General features: G+C 67.6%; 25 protein-coding genes and 1 pseudogene. 17 read left to right on the plus strand and 9 right to left on the minus strand.

Annotated features, from left to right (window positions below):
- The first annotated feature begins 63 nt into the window (after positions 1 to 63).
- Both ACK4SE_RS09345 and ACK4SE_RS09350 read left to right on the plus strand, forming a co-directional pair.
- Positions 64 to 423, plus strand: coding sequence for a DUF6152 family protein (locus tag ACK4SE_RS09345; protein ID WP_409691600.1), 360 nt, complete (start codon positions 64 to 66; stop codon positions 421 to 423).
- Positions 424 to 437: 14 nt separating this feature from the next.
- Positions 438 to 890 (plus strand): hypothetical protein, encoded by a 453-nt coding sequence (locus ACK4SE_RS09350; RefSeq protein WP_409691602.1) that lies wholly within the window; start codon positions 438 to 440, stop codon positions 888 to 890.
- A 15-nt stretch (positions 891 to 905) separates the two neighbouring features.
- On the opposite strand, the gene ACK4SE_RS09355 is transcribed toward ACK4SE_RS09350, so the two are convergent.
- From ACK4SE_RS09355 to ACK4SE_RS09365, 3 genes are read right to left on the minus strand one after another with little or no spacing between them, the layout of a single operon-like run.
- The gene (locus ACK4SE_RS09355; RefSeq protein WP_409691605.1) at positions 906 to 1,976 is read right to left on the minus strand and encodes a CobW family GTP-binding protein; all 1,071 of its coding nucleotides are present in this window, start codon (positions 1,974 to 1,976) and stop codon (positions 906 to 908) included.
- 43 nt (positions 1,977 to 2,019) lie between these two features.
- Positions 2,020 to 2,925, minus strand: a complete 906-nt coding sequence (locus tag ACK4SE_RS09360; RefSeq protein ID WP_409691608.1) for a cation diffusion facilitator family transporter — start codon at positions 2,923 to 2,925, stop codon at positions 2,020 to 2,022.
- Positions 2,926 to 2,934: 9 nt separating this feature from the next.
- Positions 2,935 to 3,582, minus strand: coding sequence for a hypothetical protein (locus tag ACK4SE_RS09365; protein WP_409691611.1), 648 nt, complete (start codon positions 3,580 to 3,582; stop codon positions 2,935 to 2,937).
- Positions 3,583 to 3,728: 146 nt separating this feature from the next.
- Between ACK4SE_RS09365 and ACK4SE_RS09370 the strand changes: the two genes are divergently transcribed.
- On the plus strand, positions 3,729 to 4,580 hold the full coding sequence (locus ACK4SE_RS09370; RefSeq protein WP_409691614.1) for an ion transporter: 852 nt from the start codon (positions 3,729 to 3,731) through the stop codon (positions 4,578 to 4,580).
- 15 nt (positions 4,581 to 4,595) lie between these two features.
- Here the strand turns inward: ACK4SE_RS09370 and ACK4SE_RS09375 are convergent, their stop codons facing one another.
- A complete protein-coding gene (locus tag ACK4SE_RS09375) occupies positions 4,596 to 5,171 on the minus strand; it encodes a hypothetical protein (RefSeq protein ID WP_409691616.1) in 576 nt (191 codons plus the stop codon).
- A gap of 224 nt (positions 5,172 to 5,395) precedes the next feature.
- On the opposite strand from ACK4SE_RS09375, the gene rplU reads away from it, so the two are divergent.
- The 3 genes from rplU (at position 5,396) to ACK4SE_RS09390 (ending at position 7,061) form a co-directional block, all read left to right on the plus strand.
- Positions 5,396 to 5,971 carry a 50S ribosomal protein L21 gene (rplU, locus tag ACK4SE_RS09380; RefSeq protein WP_409691697.1) on the plus strand — a complete coding sequence of 192 codons (576 nt, stop codon included), beginning with the start codon at positions 5,396 to 5,398 and terminating at the stop codon, positions 5,969 to 5,971.
- A gap of 112 nt (positions 5,972 to 6,083) precedes the next feature.
- Positions 6,084 to 6,359, plus strand: coding sequence for a 50S ribosomal protein L27 (gene rpmA, locus ACK4SE_RS09385; protein ID WP_409691619.1), 276 nt, complete (start codon positions 6,084 to 6,086; stop codon positions 6,357 to 6,359).
- A 168-nt stretch (positions 6,360 to 6,527) separates the two neighbouring features.
- Positions 6,528 to 7,061: a GNAT family N-acetyltransferase gene (locus tag ACK4SE_RS09390; protein ID WP_409691621.1), complete on the plus strand. Its 534-nt coding sequence runs from the start codon at positions 6,528 to 6,530 to the stop codon at positions 7,059 to 7,061.
- A gap of 4 nt (positions 7,062 to 7,065) precedes the next feature.
- Here the strand turns inward: ACK4SE_RS09390 and ACK4SE_RS09395 are convergent, their stop codons facing one another.
- On the minus strand, positions 7,066 to 7,809 hold the full coding sequence (locus ACK4SE_RS09395; RefSeq protein WP_409691624.1) for an alpha/beta fold hydrolase: 744 nt from the start codon (positions 7,807 to 7,809) through the stop codon (positions 7,066 to 7,068).
- Between the two features lie 151 nt (positions 7,810 to 7,960).
- Between ACK4SE_RS09395 and infC the strand changes: the two genes are divergently transcribed.
- The 6 genes and pseudogenes from infC to rplT all read left to right on the plus strand — a co-directional run bounded on the left by infC (position 7,961) and on the right by rplT (position 11,377).
- Entirely contained in the window at positions 7,961 to 8,482 is a 522-nt protein-coding gene (gene infC, locus ACK4SE_RS09400) for a translation initiation factor IF-3 (RefSeq protein WP_409691627.1), read from the plus strand.
- Between the two features lie 89 nt (positions 8,483 to 8,571).
- The gene (locus ACK4SE_RS09405) at positions 8,572 to 9,267 is read left to right on the plus strand and encodes a hypothetical protein (protein ID WP_409691630.1); all 696 of its coding nucleotides are present in this window, start codon (positions 8,572 to 8,574) and stop codon (positions 9,265 to 9,267) included.
- A gap of 519 nt (positions 9,268 to 9,786) precedes the next feature.
- Positions 9,787 to 10,038 (plus strand): annotated as a pseudogene (locus tag ACK4SE_RS09410) (alpha/beta hydrolase family protein); the annotation flags it as partial.
- Between the two features lie 82 nt (positions 10,039 to 10,120).
- Positions 10,121 to 10,546 (plus strand): alpha/beta hydrolase family protein, encoded by a 426-nt coding sequence (locus ACK4SE_RS09415; RefSeq protein WP_409691632.1) that lies wholly within the window; start codon positions 10,121 to 10,123, stop codon positions 10,544 to 10,546.
- Between the two features lie 170 nt (positions 10,547 to 10,716).
- On the plus strand, positions 10,717 to 10,914 hold the full coding sequence (rpmI, locus tag ACK4SE_RS09420; RefSeq protein WP_409691635.1) for a 50S ribosomal protein L35: 198 nt from the start codon (positions 10,717 to 10,719) through the stop codon (positions 10,912 to 10,914).
- Between the two features lie 109 nt (positions 10,915 to 11,023).
- A complete protein-coding gene (rplT, locus tag ACK4SE_RS09425) occupies positions 11,024 to 11,377 on the plus strand; it encodes a 50S ribosomal protein L20 (protein WP_409691638.1) in 354 nt (117 codons plus the stop codon).
- A 58-nt stretch (positions 11,378 to 11,435) separates the two neighbouring features.
- On the opposite strand, the gene ACK4SE_RS09430 is transcribed toward rplT, so the two are convergent.
- Positions 11,436 to 13,034: a response regulator gene (locus ACK4SE_RS09430; RefSeq protein WP_409691641.1), complete on the minus strand. Its 1,599-nt coding sequence runs from the start codon at positions 13,032 to 13,034 to the stop codon at positions 11,436 to 11,438.
- Positions 13,035 to 13,244: 210 nt separating this feature from the next.
- Between ACK4SE_RS09430 and pheS the strand changes: the two genes are divergently transcribed.
- From pheS to pheT, 3 genes are read left to right on the plus strand one after another with little or no spacing between them, the layout of a single operon-like run.
- The gene (pheS, locus tag ACK4SE_RS09435) at positions 13,245 to 14,321 is read left to right on the plus strand and encodes a phenylalanine--tRNA ligase subunit alpha (RefSeq protein ID WP_409691644.1); all 1,077 of its coding nucleotides are present in this window, start codon (positions 13,245 to 13,247) and stop codon (positions 14,319 to 14,321) included.
- A gap of 7 nt (positions 14,322 to 14,328) precedes the next feature.
- A complete protein-coding gene (locus ACK4SE_RS09440) occupies positions 14,329 to 14,721 on the plus strand; it encodes a hypothetical protein (RefSeq protein WP_409691647.1) in 393 nt (130 codons plus the stop codon).
- Positions 14,718 to 17,135, plus strand: coding sequence for a phenylalanine--tRNA ligase subunit beta (gene pheT / locus ACK4SE_RS09445; RefSeq protein ID WP_409691650.1), 2,418 nt, complete (start codon positions 14,718 to 14,720; stop codon positions 17,133 to 17,135). The genes ACK4SE_RS09440 and pheT overlap by 4 nt, the downstream gene beginning before the upstream one ends.
- Before the next feature lie 131 nt (positions 17,136 to 17,266).
- Here pheT and ACK4SE_RS09450 read toward each other — a convergent pair whose 3' ends face one another.
- Complete coding sequence (locus ACK4SE_RS09450) at positions 17,267 to 17,878, minus strand: SCO family protein (RefSeq protein ID WP_409691653.1); 612 nt, start codon at positions 17,876 to 17,878, stop codon at positions 17,267 to 17,269.
- 54 nt (positions 17,879 to 17,932) lie between these two features.
- Here ACK4SE_RS09450 and ACK4SE_RS09455 point away from each other — a divergent pair, with 54 nt between their 5' ends.
- Positions 17,933 to 19,309: an ActS/PrrB/RegB family redox-sensitive histidine kinase gene (locus tag ACK4SE_RS09455; protein WP_409691656.1), complete on the plus strand. Its 1,377-nt coding sequence runs from the start codon at positions 17,933 to 17,935 to the stop codon at positions 19,307 to 19,309.
- A gap of 48 nt (positions 19,310 to 19,357) precedes the next feature.
- The gene (locus ACK4SE_RS09460) at positions 19,358 to 19,915 is read left to right on the plus strand and encodes an ActR/PrrA/RegA family redox response regulator transcription factor (RefSeq protein WP_409691659.1); all 558 of its coding nucleotides are present in this window, start codon (positions 19,358 to 19,360) and stop codon (positions 19,913 to 19,915) included.
- A 1-nt stretch (position 19,916) separates the two neighbouring features.
- On the opposite strand, the gene mmcB is transcribed toward ACK4SE_RS09460, so the two are convergent.
- Positions 19,917 to 20,363: a DNA repair putative endonuclease MmcB gene (gene mmcB / locus ACK4SE_RS09465; RefSeq protein WP_409691662.1), complete on the minus strand. Its 447-nt coding sequence runs from the start codon at positions 20,361 to 20,363 to the stop codon at positions 19,917 to 19,919.
- A gap of 31 nt (positions 20,364 to 20,394) precedes the next feature.
- Positions 20,395 to 20,922: a lipocalin family protein gene (locus ACK4SE_RS09470; protein ID WP_409691665.1), complete on the minus strand. Its 528-nt coding sequence runs from the start codon at positions 20,920 to 20,922 to the stop codon at positions 20,395 to 20,397.
- Positions 20,923 to 20,931 lie beyond the last annotated feature (9 nt).

The following is a 20,931-nucleotide window of genomic DNA, read 5'->3' on the forward strand; positions in this document are numbered from 1 at the left end:
ACGCGGGAGACAATTGCGCGCCGGGGCGTTAGAGTTGGCATAGCCAATAGGGAGGATTGACGAATGACCCTTCGCACCACACTCGCCGGCGGCGCGCTCGCCGGCGCAGCCCTTATCGCCACCGCAGCCGCCGCCCATCACGGCTGGAGTTCCTACGACGCCGCCCGCGCCATGACACCCACCGCCGAGGTGGTGCAGTCCCACTGGGGCAGCCCCCATGGCTCCATCGTCATCGTCGTGGACGGCCAGCGCTGGGATGTGGTCCTCGCGCCCGTATCCCGCATGCAGGCCCGGGGTCTTGAGCAGGCCGACATCGCGGTGGGCGAAACCGTCACGGTCGAGGGTTATCCGCGCCGCGACGGCACGCCGGAATTGCGCGCCGAACGGATCACCGCCGGCGGCCAGACGGTGGAACTGCGCTGAGTTCGACGCCCGCCTTGATTGCGACGATTGAAGCCTCCGCCCTTGCGCGGTGGATCGGCGAAACGGCCCTGGTCTATCCGGTGGCCAACACCGCCCATGTGATCGGCGCGATCCTGCTGGTCGGCGGCATTGGCCTGCTGGACCTGCGGCTGCTCGGCTATGGGCGCGGCATCAGCGCCCCGGCGCTGGAGCGGGCGGTGACGCCGCTCGCCCTCGCCGGCTTTGCGGTGATGGTGATCAGCGGGTCGATCCTGTTCGCGGCCGACGCCCGGGCGCTGGCCGGATCGTCGCTGTTTATTGCAAAGCTCGTCCTGATCGCTCTGGCTGGGGCAAACGCCGTCGCCTTTCGTCTCGGCCGGCCGGCGCTGGCGCTGCCGGCCACCCTATCCATGCGGGTCATGGCCGCCGGGTCCCTGATCCTGTGGATCGGAGTGGTTATTCTGGGCCGGCTGATCGCGTATTTCTGACGGAGCGCCCGGCCGTCAGGCTGCGCAGGCCTCGAACCCGGCCCGGAGCGCCGCCTCGTCCAAGTCGCGACCGATGAAGACCGCGCGGCTCCAGCGCCGCTCCTTTTCGCCCCAGGGTTTCTGCAGGTCGCCTTCGAGGATCATGTGGACGGCCTGGAACACCAGCCGCCGGTCTTCGCCCGCCACCTCGATGATGCCCTTGGCGCGCAGGATATCCTGGCCCTTGCTGGCCAGCAGTTCGTCCAGCCAGCGAGTAAACTTGCCGCCGTCGATGGGCCGTTCCAGTGACAGGCTGATGCCGCGAATGTCGTCGCCGTGGTCGTGGCCGCGCGGCCCGTGCCCATGGTCATGATCATGGTGGTGGTCGTGGCCGTGAGCATGATCGTGGTCGCAATGATCGTCGTGCACATGGCCCGGCTCGCCATGGGCCGGGTTGGCGAAGGCGGGGCGGATGTCGGTGATGCGGTCCAGATCGAAGCCGCCCAGCCCCAGCACCTGATCCAGCGGCACATTGGCCCGCTCGGCCCGCATCACCGGGGCGATGGGGTTGAGGGCGCGCAGGCGGGCCTCGATGGCCTCGAGCTGCGCCTCGTCCACCAGGTCGGTCTTGTTCAGGATGATGCGGTCGGCGACGGCGATCTGCTCGCGCGCCTCGCGGGAGTCGTCCAGCCGCGCCATGATGTGCAGGGCGTCGGCCAGGGCGGTGACGCTGTCCAGCCGGGTCTTCTCGCGCACCTCGTCGTCCACGAAGAAGGTCTGGGCCACCGGGCCGGGATCGGCCAGGCCGGTGGTCTCGACGATGATGGCGTCGAAGGCGGGCTTGCCGGGGCGCTGGCGCTTCATCAGACCCGAGACCACCCGGATCAGGTCGCCGCGCACCGTGCAGCAGACGCAGCCGTTGTTCATCTCGAACACGTCTTCGTCGGCGCCGACCACCAGATCGTTGTCGATGCCGATCTCGCCGAACTCGTTGACGATCACGGCGTAACGCTTGCCGTGGTCCTCGGTCAGGATGCGGTTGAGCAGGGTGGTCTTGCCGGCGCCGAGGTAGCCGGTCAGCACGGTCACGGGTGTCTTGTCGGTCATGGGGGCCAGATGGCGCCTAAGGAGGCCGCGATCAAGCGCAGGATCAGCAGTCGGGGCAGTCGGCCTGGGCCGCGTCCTCGATCTGGAAGGTGGTGTGGGCGACGCCGAACCCGGCGGCCGCCTTCTGGGCGCGGGCCAGCAGATCGCCGGGCGCGTCCGCGCTGCGCACCAGATGGGCGGTCAGGGCGGCGTCGGTGGTGGACAGGCCCCACACGTGCAGATCATGCACCGCCGCCACGCCGGGCAGGTCCAGCAGCGCCTGCCGCACGGCGCTGACATCCACGCCCGCCGGGGCTCCGTCCAGCGCCAGGGTCACCGAATCCTTCAGCAGCCCCCAGGTCGCCCACACGATCACCGCCACGATCACCAGGCTGATCATCGGGTCGATGATGGTCCAGCCGCTGAACATGATCACCAGCCCCGCCGCCACCACGCCCAGGGACACCGCCGCATCGGCCATCATGTGCAGATAGGCGCCGCGCACGTTCAGGTCCTTGTGCTGGTCCTTCAGGAACAGCAGGGCGGTGCCCAGATTGATGACAAAGCCGATGCCCGCCACCACGACGATGAAGCCGGACGCCACCTCGACCGGATTCATCAGCCGCTGGAACGCCTCCCAGGTGATCCAGCCGCAGGCGGCCAGCAGCAGCATGGCGTTGGCCAGGGCCGCCAGCACCGTGCCCTTGCGATAGCCGTAGGTCAGCGACGCCCGCGCCCGCTTGCGCGCCAGCCACGCCGCGCCCCCCGCCAGGGCGAGGGCCAACACGTCCGACAGATTGTGCCCGGCGTCGGCCATCAGGGCGGTGGAGCCGCTGACCACCCCGGCCCAGAACTCCACGACCACGAAGCCCAGGTTCAGGCCCAGCGCGACCACATAGCGCCAGTCGCCGGTGTCCACCGGGCCATGCCCATGCCCATGCCCGTGATGCTGATGATGGTCGTGCGCCATCTGTGAAGGCTAGAGCGGACCGAACGCCACGAGAAGGCCCAGAATGATCATGGCGGCGCCGAGAATGGCGCCCTCGAACCGCGCCAGCCGCTCCAGCCGCAGCAGGGACGCGCCCATGAACGCCGCCCCGGTCAGGATCACCATGCCGAGGATCGTACCGCCCGCAAACGCCAGGGTCAGCAGGATCAGGCCGTGCAACCCATGCTGGGCGCCGGACAGATACAGCGGCAGCAGCACCTCGCCCGGCGACAGGGCCAGCAGGGCCATGAGGCCCAGGAACGCGGCCCGGTCCGAAACCGCCCGTCCCGGCTCGTCCCTCGCCGCGGAGGCCCGCGCCCGGAACGCCCGCACCAGATAGTACGCCCCGAAGCAGAACATCATGGTCGCCGCCAGCCACGGCAAGACCCCGGCCAACCGCTCCTCCAGCGCCAGACCCGCCGCCACAATCAGGCCGCCCACGACGGCGGTGGAGATCACATGGACCACGCCGGCAAGAGCTGCGGCGCCGAGCGTCATGCGCGCCCGCCATCCCTGCGCCCGGCCCACCAGCACGAAAGGCAGCCAGTGGGTCGGCAGGGCAGCGTGCAGGAAGGCGGCGACGAACCCGCCCCAGATCAGGGGCGCCAGCAGGCTTTCGGCGGCGGCGGGGTCGGTCATGGCCGCGCCCCATAGCGCGTTATTCTGTAACGCACGACCCCTGATCCATCGACCGTCTCGCCGCAGGGCGCGCGGGCCGCTGGATTTCCGCTTCGACGCGGGCCACATGGGGCGTCACGCCAACCCCCCAGCCACGGACGCCGCCTTTGCAATCGTTGCGCGCCCTTCTCGCCTCCCGCCGCACCGAACAGGTCATCACCGCCCTGATCGTGTTGAACGCCATCATCCTGGGGCTGGAGACCAGCCCGACGGTCATGGCTGCGTACGGCGGCGTGCTGCACTGGGCCGACAGCATCCTTCTGACCGTGTTCGTGATTGAGATCGGCGCTCGGCTGGTGGTGCACCGCCTGGCCTTCTTCCGGGATCCGTGGAGCCTGTTCGACTTCGTGGTGGTGGGGGTGGCGCTGGTCCCGGCCACCGGCGCCTTCTCGGTGCTGCGGGCCCTGCGCGTGCTGCGGGTGCTGCGCCTGATCACCGTCGCGCCGTCCCTGAAGCGGGTGGTCTCGGCCCTGATCTCGGCCCTGCCCGGCATGGGCGCCATCGTCATGCTGCTGGCGCTGGTGTTCTATGTCTCGGCGGTGATGGCCACCATGCTGTTCGGCGACAGCTTCCCCCAGTGGTTCGGCAGCCTCGGCGCCTCAGCCTACTCCCTGTTCCAGATCATGACGCTGGAAAGCTGGTCGATGGGCATCGTGCGGCCGGTGATGGAGGTCTATCCCTACGCCTGGGCCTTCTTCGTGCCGTTCATCCTGGCCACCGCCTTCACCATGCTGAACCTGTTCATCGGGGTGGTGGTCTCGGCCATGCAGGAAGAGCACGACGACCTGCTCAAGGCCGATCACGAGGAGGTGGAGGCCCACCTGCGCCAGGCCGCCGCCGAGCGCGAACAGGCCCGCACAGAATCAGCGGCCGAGGCCCGGGCCATGACCGACGAACTCAAGGCCCTGCGCGCCGAGATGGCTGACTTGCGAGACCTGCTGGCGCGACGGGGCGCTTGATCAGGCGCGCTTGACCTAGTCCGTCCAGCCCCACGGGGCGGGCGGCGCGTCGATCTCGCGGGTCAGGTCGAACTCCACCCGATAGGCGCGCGGCGTGCCGACGCGCACGGCCGCATAGATGAAGCGGTCGTCCTGCACCTCCATGAACCAGACGCTGGGGTGCGAGTTCGGCATGCGGCCCCAGGTGGCCTGATCCGCCGGGAACATCTTGATGCGGTCGTTGCCCGGATTGGGCGTGAAGCCCCCATACTGGGTGGCGTCCTCCTCGGAGCCGTCCTCGTGGCGGTGGTCGTGGCGCAGTTCGACGCGGCCGTCCTCATGGCGGGTCAGCACCCAGGTGCGCGACAGGTTGTCGCCCACAACGAAAGGAATACGGATGCGCTGCGGCGAACAGTCCCGCACATGCATGACCAGGGCCTGGCCCTCGAACGCCGTATCGCCCTCCGGCGCCTGTATCAGGGTTCCGCCGAACGCCTTGCCGCACAGGGCGCTGAGGTTCGACCAGTAGGCGTCAACGGGATCGGCCGCCGCCGGCTGGGCGGTCATGACGACGGCGGCGGTCGCGGCGAGAACGGAAAGACGGCGTGACATGAAGCGCTCCTTGCTGGCTGGCTGGCGACACCTTGCCCGGCCTGTCCACCAGAGGCCATAGTCGGGACGAACCGGCGGCGGACACCCTTGCCCGATGGCAAAAACCCGCCTCTTTCCCCGGTTTCGCGTTGACTCAAACCGGCCTGTCCGTATATGTCGCCGCTCTTCGCCCGCAGGGTCACCTCGCGGGCGCACCTCTTTTTGCGTTCCAGCCGAGGCTTAATATGTACGCGGTGATCAAAACCGGCGGCAAGCAATACCGGGTCCAACCGGGTGACGTGATCGTTGTCGAGAAACTCGACGGCGACGCGGGCTCTGACGTCAGCTTCGGCGAAGTCATGATGCTAGGCGGCGACAAGGGCGTGACCCTGGGCGCCCCCCTCATCGAAGGCGCCTCCGTGGCCGCCACCCTGGTCGAAACCCGCAAGGGCGAGAAGATCAAGATCTTCAAGAAGATTCGCCGTCAGGGCTATCGCCGCACCAACGGCCATCGTCAGATGGAAAGCGTGCTGCGCATCACCGGCATTGAAGGCGACGGCCAGTCGGCCAAGTGGGACGGCAAGGCCGAGGTTCTGACCAAGGCCGAGATGAACGCCCGCGCCCGCGGCCTGGCCCCGCGCGTCGAGGCCGAGCCGAAGAAGGCCCCCAAGGCCAAGGCTGAAGCCGCTCCGGTCGAAACGGCCGAAGCGCCCGCCAAGAAGGCTCCGGCCAAGAAGGCCGACGCCCCCAAGGCTGAAGCCAAGACCGAAGCCAAGAAGGCGCCCGCCAAGAAGGCCGCGCCCAAGGCCGACAAGGAATAATCCGCTCGATTGGCCATCCGGCCTTTCGCGCATTAGTCTAGAGATCACGCGCTCAAGCAGCGAGGGACCGGGTCCCGAGCGATAGCGCCCCAAGGAATGACGGAGCAGACCCATGGCTCACAAAAAATCCGGCGGCTCGTCCAGCAACGGTCGCGACTCTGAAGCCAAACGCCTCGGCGTGAAGAAGTTCGGCGGCGAGCGCGTGCTGGCCGGCAACATCATCATCCGCCAGCGTGGCACCAAGTGGCACCCCGGCGACAACGTCGGCCTGGGCCGTGACCACACCATTTTCGCCCTCGTACAGGGTGCGGTGAAATTCACCACCAAGCGTGGCGGACGTTGTTACGTCTCCGTGCTTCCGGCCGAACAGGCCATGGCCGCCGAATAGCGCGAACCCAGGAACCTCCCGGATCGCGCTGGCCAGAACAGCAGCGATCCGGACCAGGGAAATATTCCGCGGGGAGTCTGGATCGACAGGCTCCCCGTTTTCGTTTCCCCGCCTCGAGAGACCGGTCCGAGCCCTTCAAGGAGACCGGCGTGAGTTGAGGCTACGCCCATGTGCGTCATAGAAACCTCCCCCGTCATCGAGACGCGGCGCCTGGCCCTGCGCGCGCCGGTCGCTCACGACATCCCCCGCATCGCCCAGCTGGCCGGTGACCTCGACATCGCCCGCATGACCTGCCGCATGCCCTCGCCGTTCCGCACAGAGGACGCCGAGGCCTTCGTCATGAACGTCGCCATGCAGGACCCGCGCCGGGCCAACACCTTCGTCATCGAGCACGAGGACCACGGCGCCGTCGGGGTGCTGGGCCTGTTCCACGACAAGGACCCGACGCCGGAGATGGGCTACTGGATCGGCAAGCCCTTCTGGGGCCGGGGTCTGGCCACCGAGGCGGCGCAGGGCGCCTTGGCGTGGGCCAGGTGGCGCTGGAGCAAGAAGGCGGTCGTCGCCGGGCACTTCGCCGACAATCCGGCATCAGGCCGTGTGCTGGAGAAGGCCGGCTTCCTCTACACCGGCGAAATCCGGCGCCAGTTCAGCCGCGCCCGTCAGGCCGAGGTGGACACTCGCATGATGCTCTGGCTGGCCTGACCGTTCAGGGCGCCGATCGCAACCGCGCCACCGCCTCGATCAGCCGCTCCAGATCCGCCGGCCTGGAGAGGCGGTGGTCGCCGTCCTGAATCAGATCCAGCCGCACGTCGGGCCCCTCGATCAGCTCGGCGAGGGCCAGGGCGTGACGCCACGGCACCGGCTCGTCCTGCTTGCCCTGGAGGATATGCACGGGCGCGCTCAAATGGAGGGGCCCGTCCAGCAGCAACCAGTTTCGGGCCTCCTCGAACATGGCGCGGGTCAGCACATACGGGCCCAGCCCCTCGTCGGGCATGTCGACCTCCCCATCCCGCAGGATGGCCTGTCGGATATGGTCCGGCAGCGACGGCCACATCAGCCGCTCGGTGAAGTCCGGCGCCGGGGCGATCAGCGCCAGCCCCGCCAGCTTTTCGGGCCGCGCCAGCGCCGCCAGCAACGCCACCCAGCCGCCCATGGACGAGCCAACCGGCAGCACCGGCCCATCGATGGAATCGATCATGGCGATGGCGTCCTCACGCCACCGGCCCACCGTGGCCGTCTTCCAGGCGCCCGACGAGGCGCCATGGGCGAAGTGGTCGTAGCGCACACAGGCCCAACCGCGCTCGCGCGCCGCCTGTTCAAGGGCCACGGCCTTGGTCCCCTCCATGTCCGAGCGGAAACCGCCCACCCACAGCACCGTCGGCCCTGCCCCATCAACGCGCTTGAAGGCGATCCGCTCGCCGTCGGGACGGTGCAGGATGTCGTGAGTCATGGGGTCTCCGTGGGCTTGAAAGGCTTGTCCCGCTTGATTCTGCGGGCCTTCGGGGTCATATATCCGCCACGGAGGGAACGCGACCGTGCGGTCGTGCGCTCACCCGTGCACCTATTGACCACACAAGGAAACGACGCCCATTCGCCGTCCCATGCAAGCGCCGCCCGTGAAAGACGGGCCCCGTATGAACCAGGACATCCGCGCCCCGCGGGTGCTGCTGATCGACCAGAGCGGGGAAAAACAGGGTGTCATGCCGACGTCCTCCGCCATGGAGGCCGCCGAGGAGGCGGGCCTCGATCTGGTGGAGATCGTCCCCAACGCCGATCCCCCCGTCTGCAAGATCATGGACTACGGCAAGTTCCGTTTCCAGGAACAGAAGAAAAAGGCCGAGGCGCGCAAGCGGCAGAAGGTCGTCGAGCTCAAGGAAATCAAGCTGCGACCCAACATCGACACCCATGACTATGAGGTGAAAGCCAAGGCGATGCACCGCTTCTTCGACGAGGGCGACAAGGTCAAGGTGACCTTGCGTTTCCGCGGTCGCGAGATGGCCCACCCGGAACTGGGCATGAAGCTGCTCAACAAGGTGCAGGCCGACTTCGACGAGATCGCCAAGGTGGAGTACGCCCCCCGCATGGAGGGCCGCCAGATGATCATGATCCTGGCGCCCCGCTGATCCAGCGCTAGGGCCCCTTGAAACGCCCCGGTTCGCGCCGGGGCGTTTTCCTTTGCGGCTAGACAATCCGGCAGAGCCGCCTATTCAGGATGTCGGGGGCAAACATGAAATCTGTAGTTCTGATCGCTTTTGCGTGCATTGGGCTGGTTGTTGCGACCCACGCGTTCGCCCAGGTCGAGCCGCCGCCGTTGGAAGCCTATGGCCGCCTCCCCGCCTATGACCTCGTGGAGATATCTTCCTCCGGCGACCGTCTGGCGTTCGTCTCGGTGGTCGATGAGACGCGCACCCTGCTCCTGACGGAATTAGGTGATGGCGCGGACCGGAGCAGCCCGCTGGCCGTCAGTCTGATCGGCAGAATACAGGTGGGCGACGTCAAGGTTCGCAGTCTGCACTGGCTTGGCGAGGACCGAATTCTCACGGTGGCTTCCATCACCCGGCGCTTGACCCACTTTTCTGATTCTCGCGGCGAATATGGCATCGGACATATCTACGATTTGTCGACCCGTGAGCTGAGCGCGGTCTTCGCCCGCAACTCCAATGTTTCAATGGCCCTCGGCGCTGTGACCATTCGGAACTTCGGCGGCGAGCCCACCCTGTTCACGGAAGGTTGGGTGACGGACCAGAACAACCGGGTCGATCTCTTTCGAATCGATCCCGGCAACGGGCGGGGCGTGTCCGTGGAGCGCGGCGACTTCGACGTGCGCCATTATGTCCTGAACGCTGAGGCGGAACCCGTCGCGCGATCACCCTACGATGAGCGCCGGCGTCGATGGGACCTGCAGTAAAAGCAAGGAGGGGCCTGGCGCACCGTATGGTCTGTTGATACGCTGGTTGATCCGCCCTGGCTGGGCGGTCTGGGCCGTAGCGCCGACACCACCGTCGTATTCGCCCAGCTGGAAGGCGACAGTGAGCCGGTGATCTATGAGGTCGACGCCCAGGGCGCGTTCACCAGACTGTTTGATCAGGCTCCGGAAGGTCTCCTGCGCCATCCCGCAACCCACCTGCTGATCGGCTTCGGACATCGCGAGGGCGAAGGGTTCAGGTACACCTTCTTTGACGACGTGGCGTATCGCGCATGGTCAGCCATCAGCCGCGCTTACCCGGATGGGAATCCGAGCCTGTCGGGGTGGAGCACGGACATGCGCAAGGCCGTCATTCTCACGCAGGGGCCGACTGATCCCGGCACCTACCATCTGGTGGATCTTGACGCTCGTCGAGCCGATGTCATTGGCGAAGCCTATCCCGGTATCCGTCCCGAGCAGGTGGCCGAGATGCGGCCCATCAGCTATGCGGCCGGCGACGGCATGACGATACCGGGCTACCTCACATTGCCGCCGGGGCGTGAGGCCCGTGATCTTCCTCTGGTGGTTCTGCCCCACGGCGGCCCCGCAGCCCGGGATTACCTGGGCTTCGACTGGTGGGCCCAGGCCCTGGCTTCGCGCGGCTATGCGGTGCTGCAGCCCAACTTCCGGGGCTCGGACGGTCTGGGCCAGGCCCATCTGGAGGCCGGCTATGGGGAATGGGGCCGCAAGATGCAGTCGGACCTGTCCGACGGAGTCCGCAACCTGGCTGAACAGGGCCTCATAGACCCCGAACGGGTGTGCATCGTGGGCGCCAGCTTATGGCGGTTATGCAGCCTTGGCCGGAGTCACGCTGGAGCGCGGCGTCTATCGCTGCGCCGTCTCGGTCGCCGGCGTCTCGGACCTGCGCCGCATGGTTCTGTGGACCGCAGATCGGCAAGGCTCGCGGGACAACTCGGCCGTACGCTACTGGAACCGCTTCATGGGGGCCGAGCGCCTCGGCGATCGTTCGCTTAACGAACGGTCGCCGGCGCTTCGCGCGGCCGAGGCCGACGCGCCCGTCCTGCTCCTGCACGGACTGGACGACACTGTGGTGCCCTTCGAACAGTCCCGAATGATGGCCTCGGCCCTGGAGAGGGCCGGGCGTCCTCATCAGCTGATCGAGCTGGAGGGCGAGGATCACTGGCTGTCCACGAACGAAACTCGCCAGCGCATGCTGGCGGAGACCGTCCGCTTCCTCGAAACCCACAATCCTGCGGACTGACGCTTCGCCGCTTCCTATTGCCAGCGGCGGCGCCATGACGTATGAGCCCCGCCTTCGCGTACCGAACCGCCGGGCTAACAGGCATGCCTGGGCGGTTCTCAACGGTCTGTCGCTTCCATGGGCTCACGTAGCCGATAGGCGGTAGACCACTCAAAAAAGAGAGAGTGAAAATGCCGAAACTGAAGACGAAGTCGGGCGCCAAGAAGCGCTTCAAACTGACGGCGACGGGCAAGGTCAAAGCAGGCGTGGCAGGCAAGCGCCACCGTCTGATCAGCCACAACTCGAAGTACATCCGCCAGAACCGCGGCACCAAGGTCATGGCCGCCGCGGACGCCAAGAAGATCAAGTCCTACATGCCCTACGCCTGACCGGCGTCGGCACGAACCTCGATCTCCACCGCATCAGTTTGAAATCATGTCCTCAAGCAGCGAGGCCCCGCGGGCCGAGCGCTAGAGACATCCCGAAGGGAAAATCATCATGGCTCGCGTCAAAAGGGGCGTAACGTCCCACGCCAAGCACAAGAAGGTCCTGAAGCAGGCCAAGGGCTTCTACGGCCGCCGCAAGAACACGATCCGCACGGCCAAGGCCGCCGTGGATCGTGCCGGTCAGTACGCCTATCGTGACCGCCGCAACAAGAAGCGCTCGTTCCGCGCCCTGTGGATCCAGCGCATCAACGCCGCGGCTCGCGCTGAAGGCTTCACCTATTCGCAGTTCATGCACGGCCTGGGCAAGGCGGGCATCGAGCTGGACCGCAAGGTCCTGGCCGCCATCGCCGCCGACGACGCCGGCTTCAAGGCCGTCGCTGAAAAGGTTCGCGCCGCCCTGGCGTAAGCCTTTGCAGCCTGACTGTTGAAAGAGCCCCCCGGCCAGGCCGGGGGGCTCTTTTCGTTCAGGCCGCCGCTTGCATCCGCCCGGCCACCGCCCGTCGAATGGCGTTGAGCAGGATATCGGGCTGAATAGGCTTCTGGACCACGCCGTCCATGCCCGCGGCGAGATAGGCCGCCGCATCGCGTTCGTCCGCATTGGCGGTCAGCGCGAGGATGGGCAGCCCCCCCCGCTCCCCGTTCAGGCTGCGGATCGCGCGGGTCGCCGCCACCCCGTCCATCATGGGCATCTTGATGTCCATGAGCACCAGATCGTAGGCGCGCATCCGCACGGCCTCGACCGCCTCGGCACCGTTCTCGACCGCGTCATGGCTGCAGCCGAACATTTCGAGCAGCTTGCCCGCGAGGAACCGGTTGGCGGGATGATCGTCGGCCACCAGTACGTGAAGGGTATCGTGCGGGGTCGGGGCGGCGATGGCCTGGCGCCCGGATTCGGCTTCCGGGTTCGCCGGGGTGAGCGACAGGTTGAAGCGGAATCGCGCGCCGCCCAGAGGGGAGGCTTCGGCGCCGATGCGTCCGCCCATGCGCTCCACGATCTGGCGACATATGGCCAGACCCAGACCGGCGCCGGCCCCCTGCCGGATCGCATCTCCGGTGTTGAAGGGCTGGAACACTGTTTCCGCCCGCTCCTGGGGCACGCCGGGGCCCGTGTCGTCCACACAGGCGGACAGCGCCACACGCCCGTCTTCGCGGCGCGCCGTAATGCGCGCTTCGACCCGGCCGTCGGGGGTGAACTTGATCGCGTTGCCGATCAGATTGTTCAGCAACTGTTTCAGCCGCGTTTCATCTGCCTCGACCCAATCGGCCTCCCCGGCGTCACAGGCGACGAGAAGGGCCAGGCCCTTCTCGTCCGCCCGCGCCCGCCACAGCGCCTGCAGATCGTCGGTCAGGTTCGTCAGGCGCATGGGCGCCGGTTCGAGGCTCAGCATGCCCGCCTCGGCGCGCGACATGTCCAGGGCGTCGGTCAGCAAACGCAAAAGGCTGTTGCCGGAATCCAGGATGGTGCGCAGATGAGGTCGAAGGGATTCCTGCTCCAGCTGGCGCTCCATCAGGGCGGCGACGCCCAGCACGCCGTTCAGGGGCGTGCGAATCTCGTGGCTCATGACCGCCAGAAATTCCGACTTGGCCCGGCTGGAGGCGCGGGCCTCCGCCTCGGCCCGGGAGAGATTGCTGGCCAGCGCCGCCATCTCGTCGGCGCGGCGCCGCGCCAGGGCGCCGGCGGCCTGAAGCACCTGCACGCCCGACCCGACGCCCGCATAGCGGCCCTGTTCGGTGACGATGAACCCGGACAGAAGACCGCCCAGTCCGGCGGCGTCCACAGTGCGGAAAAGGTCTTCGGCTACGGTTTCCCCTTCCAGGACAAGTGGGGAAGCGTCCATGAGGGCCGAGATGGGGCGGCGAGCGTACAGGGCGCGACCGAACTCGGCGGCCATCTTCAGGGTGAACGCGTTGCGCTCCACCAGACCCAGCGGCCGCATGCCCTCGTCGACCACCGCAATGGCCAGGGTGTCCGGTTCGTTCTGGAAACGGTCGAACACGACCGCGCCGCTGACGTCTGGCCCGACCGGGGCGGCGCCCACGACAAAGTCCCTGATCCGGGCCATGCACAACTCCTACTGACCGGACAGGGCATTAGGCGCGGAGCGATTAACGACAGCTTTGCCGTTTTAGAAGATTTTGCAACATCTTCATATAGTTACCTCCGTAGCCGGATCATTTTCTGAGCGCGTCGAAACACTGAACGTCCGAAATGCCCCCCGACCGCGCACCATGGGGTTCCCGCTCGCGCGCTCAGAGGCTAGAGGGTCGCGGTCATGACCGACCTGAACCAACTGGAACTGGACCTGATCAACGCCATCGGCGCGGCCGAGAGCGTGACGGGTCTCGAGGACATCCGCGTCGCCGCCCTGGGCAAATCCGGCTCCATCTCGGGCCTGCTCAAGGGGCTGGGCGCCATGAGCCCGGACGAACGGCGCGAACAAGGCCCCCTGATCAACGGTCTGCGCGACCGGGTCGGCGGCGCCCTCGCCGCGAAGAAAGCCGAACTGGAAGCTGCCGAGCTTGACGGCCGTCTTCAGGCCGAGCGCATCGATCTGACCCTGCCGGCCCGTCCGCGCCGCAAGGGTGGGGTGCACCCCACCATGCAGGCCATGGACGAGATCATCGCCATCTTCGCCGAAATGGGCTTCGCCGTGGCGGAAGGTCCGGACATCGAGGACGATTTCCACAACTTCACCGCCCTGAACTTCCCGCCCAAGCATCCGGCGCGCGAATTGCACGACACCTTCTTCCTGAAGGCGGACCCGCAAACCGGCGAGCGCAAGGTGCTGCGCACCCACACCAGCCCGGTGCAGGTGCGCACCATGATGAGCGAAAAGCCGCCCATCCGCATTATCGCCCCGGGGCGGACCTTCCGTAAGGACTCCGACGCCACCCACACCCCCATGTTCCACCAGGTGGAGGGTCTCGTGATCGACCGGGCCATTCACATGGGTCATCTGAAGTGGACATTGGAAACCTTCGTGGCGCGCTACTTCGAACTGTCAGGTGTGCATGCGCGGTTCCGTCCGCACCACTTCCCGTTCACCGAGCCGTCGGCGGAGATGGACATCCGCTGCGACCGCTCGGGCGGCTCTCTGAAGCTGAATGAGGGTGATGACTGGATGGAGATTCTGGGCTGCGGAATGGTGCATCCCAACGTGCTCAGGAACTGCGGTCTTGACCCGGAGGAATGGCAGGGTTTCGCTTTCGGCATGGGCGTCGATCGTCTGGCCATGCTGAAATACGGCATCACCGACCTGCGCCCCATGTTCGAGGCCGATACCCGGTGGTTGGCACACTACGGCTTCTCACCGTTCGTCGCCCCCAACCCCGCCTCGGGCCTGAGTTGAGAATTCCATGACCGCGACCGCCCAATCCATGACCCTGCCGCCGCTCGGCGACGGCCCCGAGTACGAAGACCAGCAGATCTGGCTGCCCCAGTTGATCGCGCAATCGATGGCTGCGGGCTCGGCGGCCATCAAGGGCAGGACGTTCACGCGCTGCCGCCTGGAGGGCCCAGCAGTCATGCTGGCGGCTGGCGGAGTCCACTTTGACGCCTGCGATATGGGTTATGCTGGGGGCGACGCTCGCAATCTGTTGCTGCGGCCCGTCGGCCCCGAGAAAGTGATCGGCACGATCGCCTTTCAGGACTGCACCTTCCGCGAGTGCTCATTCTACGCTGTCGGCTTTACAGGCAGTCCAACCTTCCTCGACAGCTTTCTTCAAGTGCTGGGCGGTAGCGGCTCATGAAATTCACCCTCTCCTGGCTCAAGGAGCACCTAGAGACCGACGCTTCCATCAACGCCGTGGCCGACGCCATGACGATGGCGGGGCTGGAGGTGGAAGAGGTTCTCGATTCCGGCGCCGCCTTGGCGGCGTTCAGCGTGGCGCGCATTGTTTCTGCCGAGCGTCACCCCAACGCAGACCGCCTGCAGGTCTGCCAGGTCGAAACCATCGACGGGATCAAGGAGATCGTCTGCGGCGCGCCTAACGCGCGGGCGGGCCTCGTCACCATCTACGCGCCCATCGGCGCCTATGTGCCAGGACTGGATGTGACCCTGGTGGAGAAGCCGGTGCGCGGCGTGATCTCCAACGGGATGCTGTGCTCCGCCTCGGAGCTTGAGCAGGCTGGCGACAGCGACGGCATTCTGGACCTGCCGGAACACTGGGCCGTGGGGACGCCAGCCGCCACGGTGTTCGCCGCCGAGCCGGTGATCGATTTCGAGGTGACCCCGAACCGGCCCGACTGGCTGGGCGTGTCCGGCATCGCCCGCGACCTGGCCGCCACCGGCATCGGCCGCTTCATCGACCGCACGCCCGCGCCGGTAAAGGGCGCGTTCCCTTGCCCGGTCTCGATCCGCTTGGAAGCGCCCGAGCTGTGCCCCGCCTTCGCCGGCCGCGTGATCCGGGGCGTCAGGAACCGTCCCTCGCCCCAATGGCTGCAGGATCGGCTCAAGGCCATCGGCCTGCGCCCCATCAACGCCCTGGTCGATGTCACCAACCTGATCACCTACGACCGGGCGCGTCCGCTGCACGTCTATGACCTGACCAAGCTGTCAGGCGATGTGATCGTGGCGCGCCATGGTCAGGCGGCGAAGGATTCCGCCGAGCCCGAACATCTGATCGCTCTGGACGGCAAGACCTATGCGGCGGCGCACGGCATGTGCGTCATCGCCGATGCGAACGGCGAACGCCCCATCGGCCTCGGCGGCGTCATGGGCGGAGAGTCCACCGGCTGCGACGAGGCCACCACCGACGTCCTCATCGAGAGCGCCTGGTTCGACCCGCTGGCGACCGCCCAGACCGGGCGGATGCTGACCATCGGCTCCGACGCCCAGTACCGGTTCGCGCGCGGCGTGGACCCGGCCTTCGTGGTTCCGGGGCTGGAGCTGGCCACCGCCCTGATCCTGGACCTGTGCGGCGGCGAGGCTTCGGACATCACCATGGCGGGCGAGGCGCCGGCCAGTCCCGCCGCCTTCGACTTCGATCCGGAACAGGTCTGCCGCCTGTCGGGTCTGGCCATCGGCCGCGAGGGCGTGGTCGATGTGCTGTGCCGTCTCGGCTTCACCGTGGAAGGCCATGGCGTCACCGTGCGGGTCACGCCGCCGTCCTGGCGCCGCGATGTGGAAGGCCCCGCCGATCTGGTGGAGGAAGTGGCCCGCATCGTCGGTTACGACCAGTTGCCAACCACCCCCCTGCCCGAGGTGGCACGCGCCGCGTCCGGCGTGCTGGATCCTCGCCAGAAGCGCGTGCGCATTGCCCGCCGGGCCCTGGCCGCCATGGGCTATGCGGAGGCCCTGACCTGGTCCTTCATGCGCCGGGACAAGGCCGCCCTCTTCGGCGGCGGTGATGAGCGGCTGGTGCTGGAAAATCCCATCGCCTCGGACCTGGACTGCATGCGGCCCGCGGTCCTGCCCAATCTGATCGAGGCGGCGGCGCGCAACGCCGCGCGCGGCCATCCGGACGCGGCCCTGTTCGAGATTGGCCCGATCTATCTGGGCGACGGCCCCGACGATCAGCGCACGGTGATCGCCGGCCTGATCGCGCCCCACGGCCCCCGCCATTGGGCGAGCGCCGGCGAGGACGCCCTGCTGGCGCTGAAGGGGGACCTTCTGGCCCTGCTGGACGAACTGGGCGCACCGGTGACTTCCCTGCAAATGGTCCAGGGCCAGAACCCGGAATGGTGGCATCCCGGCCGCTCCGCCCGGCTGCAACTCGGCCCCAGAACCGTGATCGCTCATTTCGGCGCCCTGCACCCCCGTGTGCTCAAGGCGCTGGACGCCGACGGGCCGATGCTGGGCTTCGAGATCGTGCTGGAGTCCGTGCCGGAGCCCCGCGCCGCCAAGACGGCGGGCAAGTCTCGCGGTCCCGCCGACCTGCCGGCCCTGATGCCCCTGACCCGAGACTTCGCCTTCGTGGTGGACGAGGCCGTAGCGGCGGGCGATCTGATCCGCGCTGTGGCCGGCGCCGACAAGGCCCTGATCCAGGACGTGCGCGTGTTCGACGTCTATCGCGGCCAGGGCGTGGGTGACGGGCGCAAGTCCGTGGCCATCGAGGTTGTCATCCAGCCCCGCGAAACGACCCTGACCGACAAGGAAATCGAGGCCCTGTCGGCCAAGGTGGTGACGGCCGCCGGCAAGGTCGGGGCGACCCTGAGAAGCTGAACCCCTTCAGGCGAGAAGTGCACCAATTGCACTAATTGCACCGTGCATTTTCACGCTGCGCAGCGGATGGGGGGACTGCACCAATTGCACTGAGGGCGCCATGCACACGGCTGGCCCTGAAGGCAGGCGGATCAGCCGCGCTCCATGGCGTTCAGGATGACGCTCGCCGCGTTGTCCGGCGCCAGATCATGGGTCAGGGCGCGGCGGAACTGGCCATCGGGCCCCATCAGATAGACCGTCAGGGTGTGGTTCATGGTGTAGCCGGGCCCATCTCCCACCTTTTCGAAGTAGGCCCGGTAGGCCCGCGCGGCCTGGGCCACCTGCTCGGGCGTGCCAGTCAGCCCGGTGACGCCTTCGGGGAAGCTGTTGGTCAGGAGGTAGTCGCCCAGCAGTTCGGGCGTGTCCCGCTCCGGGTCCACGGAAATGAACACGATCTCAAGATCATCGCCCCGCTCGCCCATGGCCGCCTTGGCCGCCTTCAGGGACTGCAGCGTCGTGGGGCAATAGTCCGGGCAGTGGGTAAAGCCGAAGAAGACAGCGGTCCATTGCCCGTCAAGCATGGACTCATCCACGGCCTGGCCGGTCTGGTCCACCAGTTGGAACGGCCCGCCCACATCGGCCTGACCGGTCGAGACCGCTTCCGACTGCTGACGGCCGCCGACCACGACCACAGTGACGACGGCGAGGGCCGCCGCGATGGCGATGCAGGCGCCGGCGAACAGAAGGATGGACTTGCGCGGCATTATGCGTGGGCTCCCTGACGAGACGAAGGCGTCACCCCGGTCTATAGAGGGCCCGTGAGCCAGTCCCAAGCCGACCCGTCGCCGCAGTCTGATCCGCCGGACGCCGCCGCCCTGCCGCGGCTGGTGCGCGGGCTGGAGCTGCGCACCCTGATCGTCCTGCGCTGGCTGGCCGTGGCCGGTCAGACGGTGGCGGTCCTGACCGCGTCTCTGGTGCTGGACCTGGGCTTGCCCATCGGCGCCTGCCTGGTGGTCATCCTGGCCAGCGCACTGATGAACATGACCGCCATGGCGCGGCTCCAGACCATCGAGGGCCGGCGATCCGCAGGGCGCGAGACCACGGTCCAGCTGGGCTTCGACATCGTGCAGTTGTCGGTGCTGCTGGGCCTGACAGGCGGGCTGGAGAACCCGTTCTGTCTGCTGCTGGTCGCGCCGGTGACGGTGGCCGCCGCAGCCCTGCCCGCCCGCAAGGCCATGATGCTGGGCGGGTTGGCCCTGCTTTGCACCATGGCGCTGTTTCTTTGGTCCATGCCCCTGCCCTGGAGCGAGGGCACGACCCTGAGCCTGCCGCCGCTCTACAAGGTAGGCATGGGTCTGGCCGTGGGCGTGGGGGTGATCTTCACCGCCGGCTACGCCTGGCGCGTGGCCGAGGATGCCGACCGTCTGGCCCTGGCGCTGGCGGCGACCCAGCAGGTGCTGGAGCGCGAGCAACGGCTGGCGGCCCTGGGCGGACTGGCCGCCGCCGCCGCCCACGAACTGGGCACGCCGCTGGCCACCATCCAGGTCGTCGCCAAGGAGATGCTGCGCGCCGCCAACCGCAAGAGCGGCGACCCCGCCGTGGCCGAGGACGCGCGGCTGTTGATCCAGCAGGCCGACCGCTGCCGCGAAATCCTCAAGCGCCTGTCCCAGCGGCCCGAGGACGGGGACGCCATCTACGCAGAGGTGGGCCTCAAGGCCCTGCTGGAGGAGGTGGTCCAGCCGCACCGGGGCATCGATCTGGACATGGACTGCCGCATCGAAGGGGTGGAAGAAACCGACGCGCCCCACGTGCGCCGGTTGCCCGAGATCGTCCATGGCCTTTCGTCCATCGTGGAGAACGCCGCCGATTTCGCTGCCGAACGGGTCGAGGTGATTGCCCGGGTCGATGCACGGCATGTGGAGGTGATCGTCGCCGACGACGGCCCCGGCTTCTCGCCCGAGATCCTGGCGCGGCTCGGCGAACCCTATGTCACCAGCCGGCCGCTGGGCCGCGCCCGCAAGGGCAAGCAGGCAGCGGGAACGGGCGTGGGCGGCGGCATGGGGCTGGGCTTCTTCATCGCCCGCACCCTGCTGGAGCGGACCGGCGCGCGGGTGTCGGCCGGAACCGGAGAAACCGGCGGCGCCCGGGTCACGGTGCGCTGGCCCAGGGCGGCGCTGGAAGCCGACCCGACTTGACCTCGGCCTCGCCGCATCCGACTTGAGGACTCAGGAGTATTTGAAAATATGGCCAGTCTGGAAGACCGCATCGCCGCCCTTGAGGACAAGTCCCTGCTGCTGCTGGACGACGACCAGGCGCTGAGGACGCGCCTTGGCCGGGCGCTGGAGTCGCGCGGTTTCGAGGTAACGACCGCGAGCTCCATCGCCGAGGCGCAGGACGCCCTTCGCGCTGGCCTGCCGGCCTTTGCAGTGCTGGACATGCGTCTGGAAGACGGCAACGGGTTGAAGATCGTGGAAGCCATCCGCGCCCGCCGTGACGACGCCCGTATGGTCATGCTGACCGGCTACGGCGCCATCGCGACCGCCGTGGCGGCGGTCAAGGCCGGCGCCGTGGATTATCTGTCCAAGCCCGCCGACGCCGACGACGTGGTCAAGGCCCTGATGAGCGAGGAAGGCGACGCCCCCGAGCCGCCGGACAATCCCATGTCCGCCGATCGCGTGCGCTGGGAGCACATCCAGCGGGTCTATGAGCTGTGCGACCACAACGTTTCGGAAACCGCCCGCCGCCTGGGCATGCACCGCCGCACCCTGCAGCGGATCCTGGCCAAGCGCGCGCCGCGGTAGGCTACACCCTCAGACTCCTCATCGCCCCCAGCCGCGCGAACGCCAGCGTCAGGGCCTTGCGCCGGGCGGGCGCCAGAGGCGTGGTCGCAGCCTCGCGAACCACCGCGCCGCCGAAGCCGTCGGCGACGATGAGGCCGGGCTCCTCGGGCAGGATTCCATCGGGAAATTCCGGCGCCACAGCGAAATAGAAGGCGTCGCAGAAGGGGGCGTACTCATGCCACTTGCGGTCGACCCGGTAATCCTCGACCCCGGACTTCACCTCGCAGATTGCGATCTCGCCGCGCGGGCCCAGCGCCATGACGTCGGCGCGGCGGCCGTTGGGCAGGCAGACCTCCAGCAGCGGCGCATAGCCCATGTCCGCCATCAGCCGTGCGGCGCCGCGTGTGACGGACTGGGTGGTCTCGGGCCGGCTGAAGACCAGCTCGATATGAATGGCGGCGGATGGCATGCCGCCATATGTTCCGCATGTGTTCCCGCCGTCAACCCGGCGTGCTGACCACGTCCGATGTGTCGAAACCCAGGGCGCGCGCGCGGGACAGGGCCGCGCGGCGGACATCGGCGGAGGGGTTTTCACGCCGCGACCATATCCAGAAATGGCTCTTGTCCGGCAGGCCCATGATCGCCCAGCTGTAGTCGGCCGACCGATGCCAGACCCAGTAGCTCTGGCTGGCCAGCCCGCCGAACGAGGGGATTCCGGCCAGAGACATGCGGAACCTGGCGTTGGAGTCGGTGACCCGCGCATTGGCGTTGAGGGTCTCGATCTCGCCGTCCGAGCGGCGGGTGCAGGTGTGGACCACCCGGTAACGGCCCGGGTCGTCGCGCGCGGTGAAGTCCACCGACAGGCGGGTGCAATCGCGCTGGAAACGGTTCGGGTTGCGGGCGATCTCGTACCAGCGACCCGAGAACCGCTCCAGGTTCAGGTCCGCGACCTGGGCTGAAACCGGTTGCGGCGCCAGCATCAGGCTCGAGGCCATGACGAGGCTGGCGATGGCCGATGGGGTTTTCATGTGCAGGCT

The organism is Brevundimonas sp. (assembly GCF_046293315.1).
Classification (GTDB): Bacteria; Pseudomonadota; Alphaproteobacteria; order Caulobacterales; family Caulobacteraceae; genus Brevundimonas.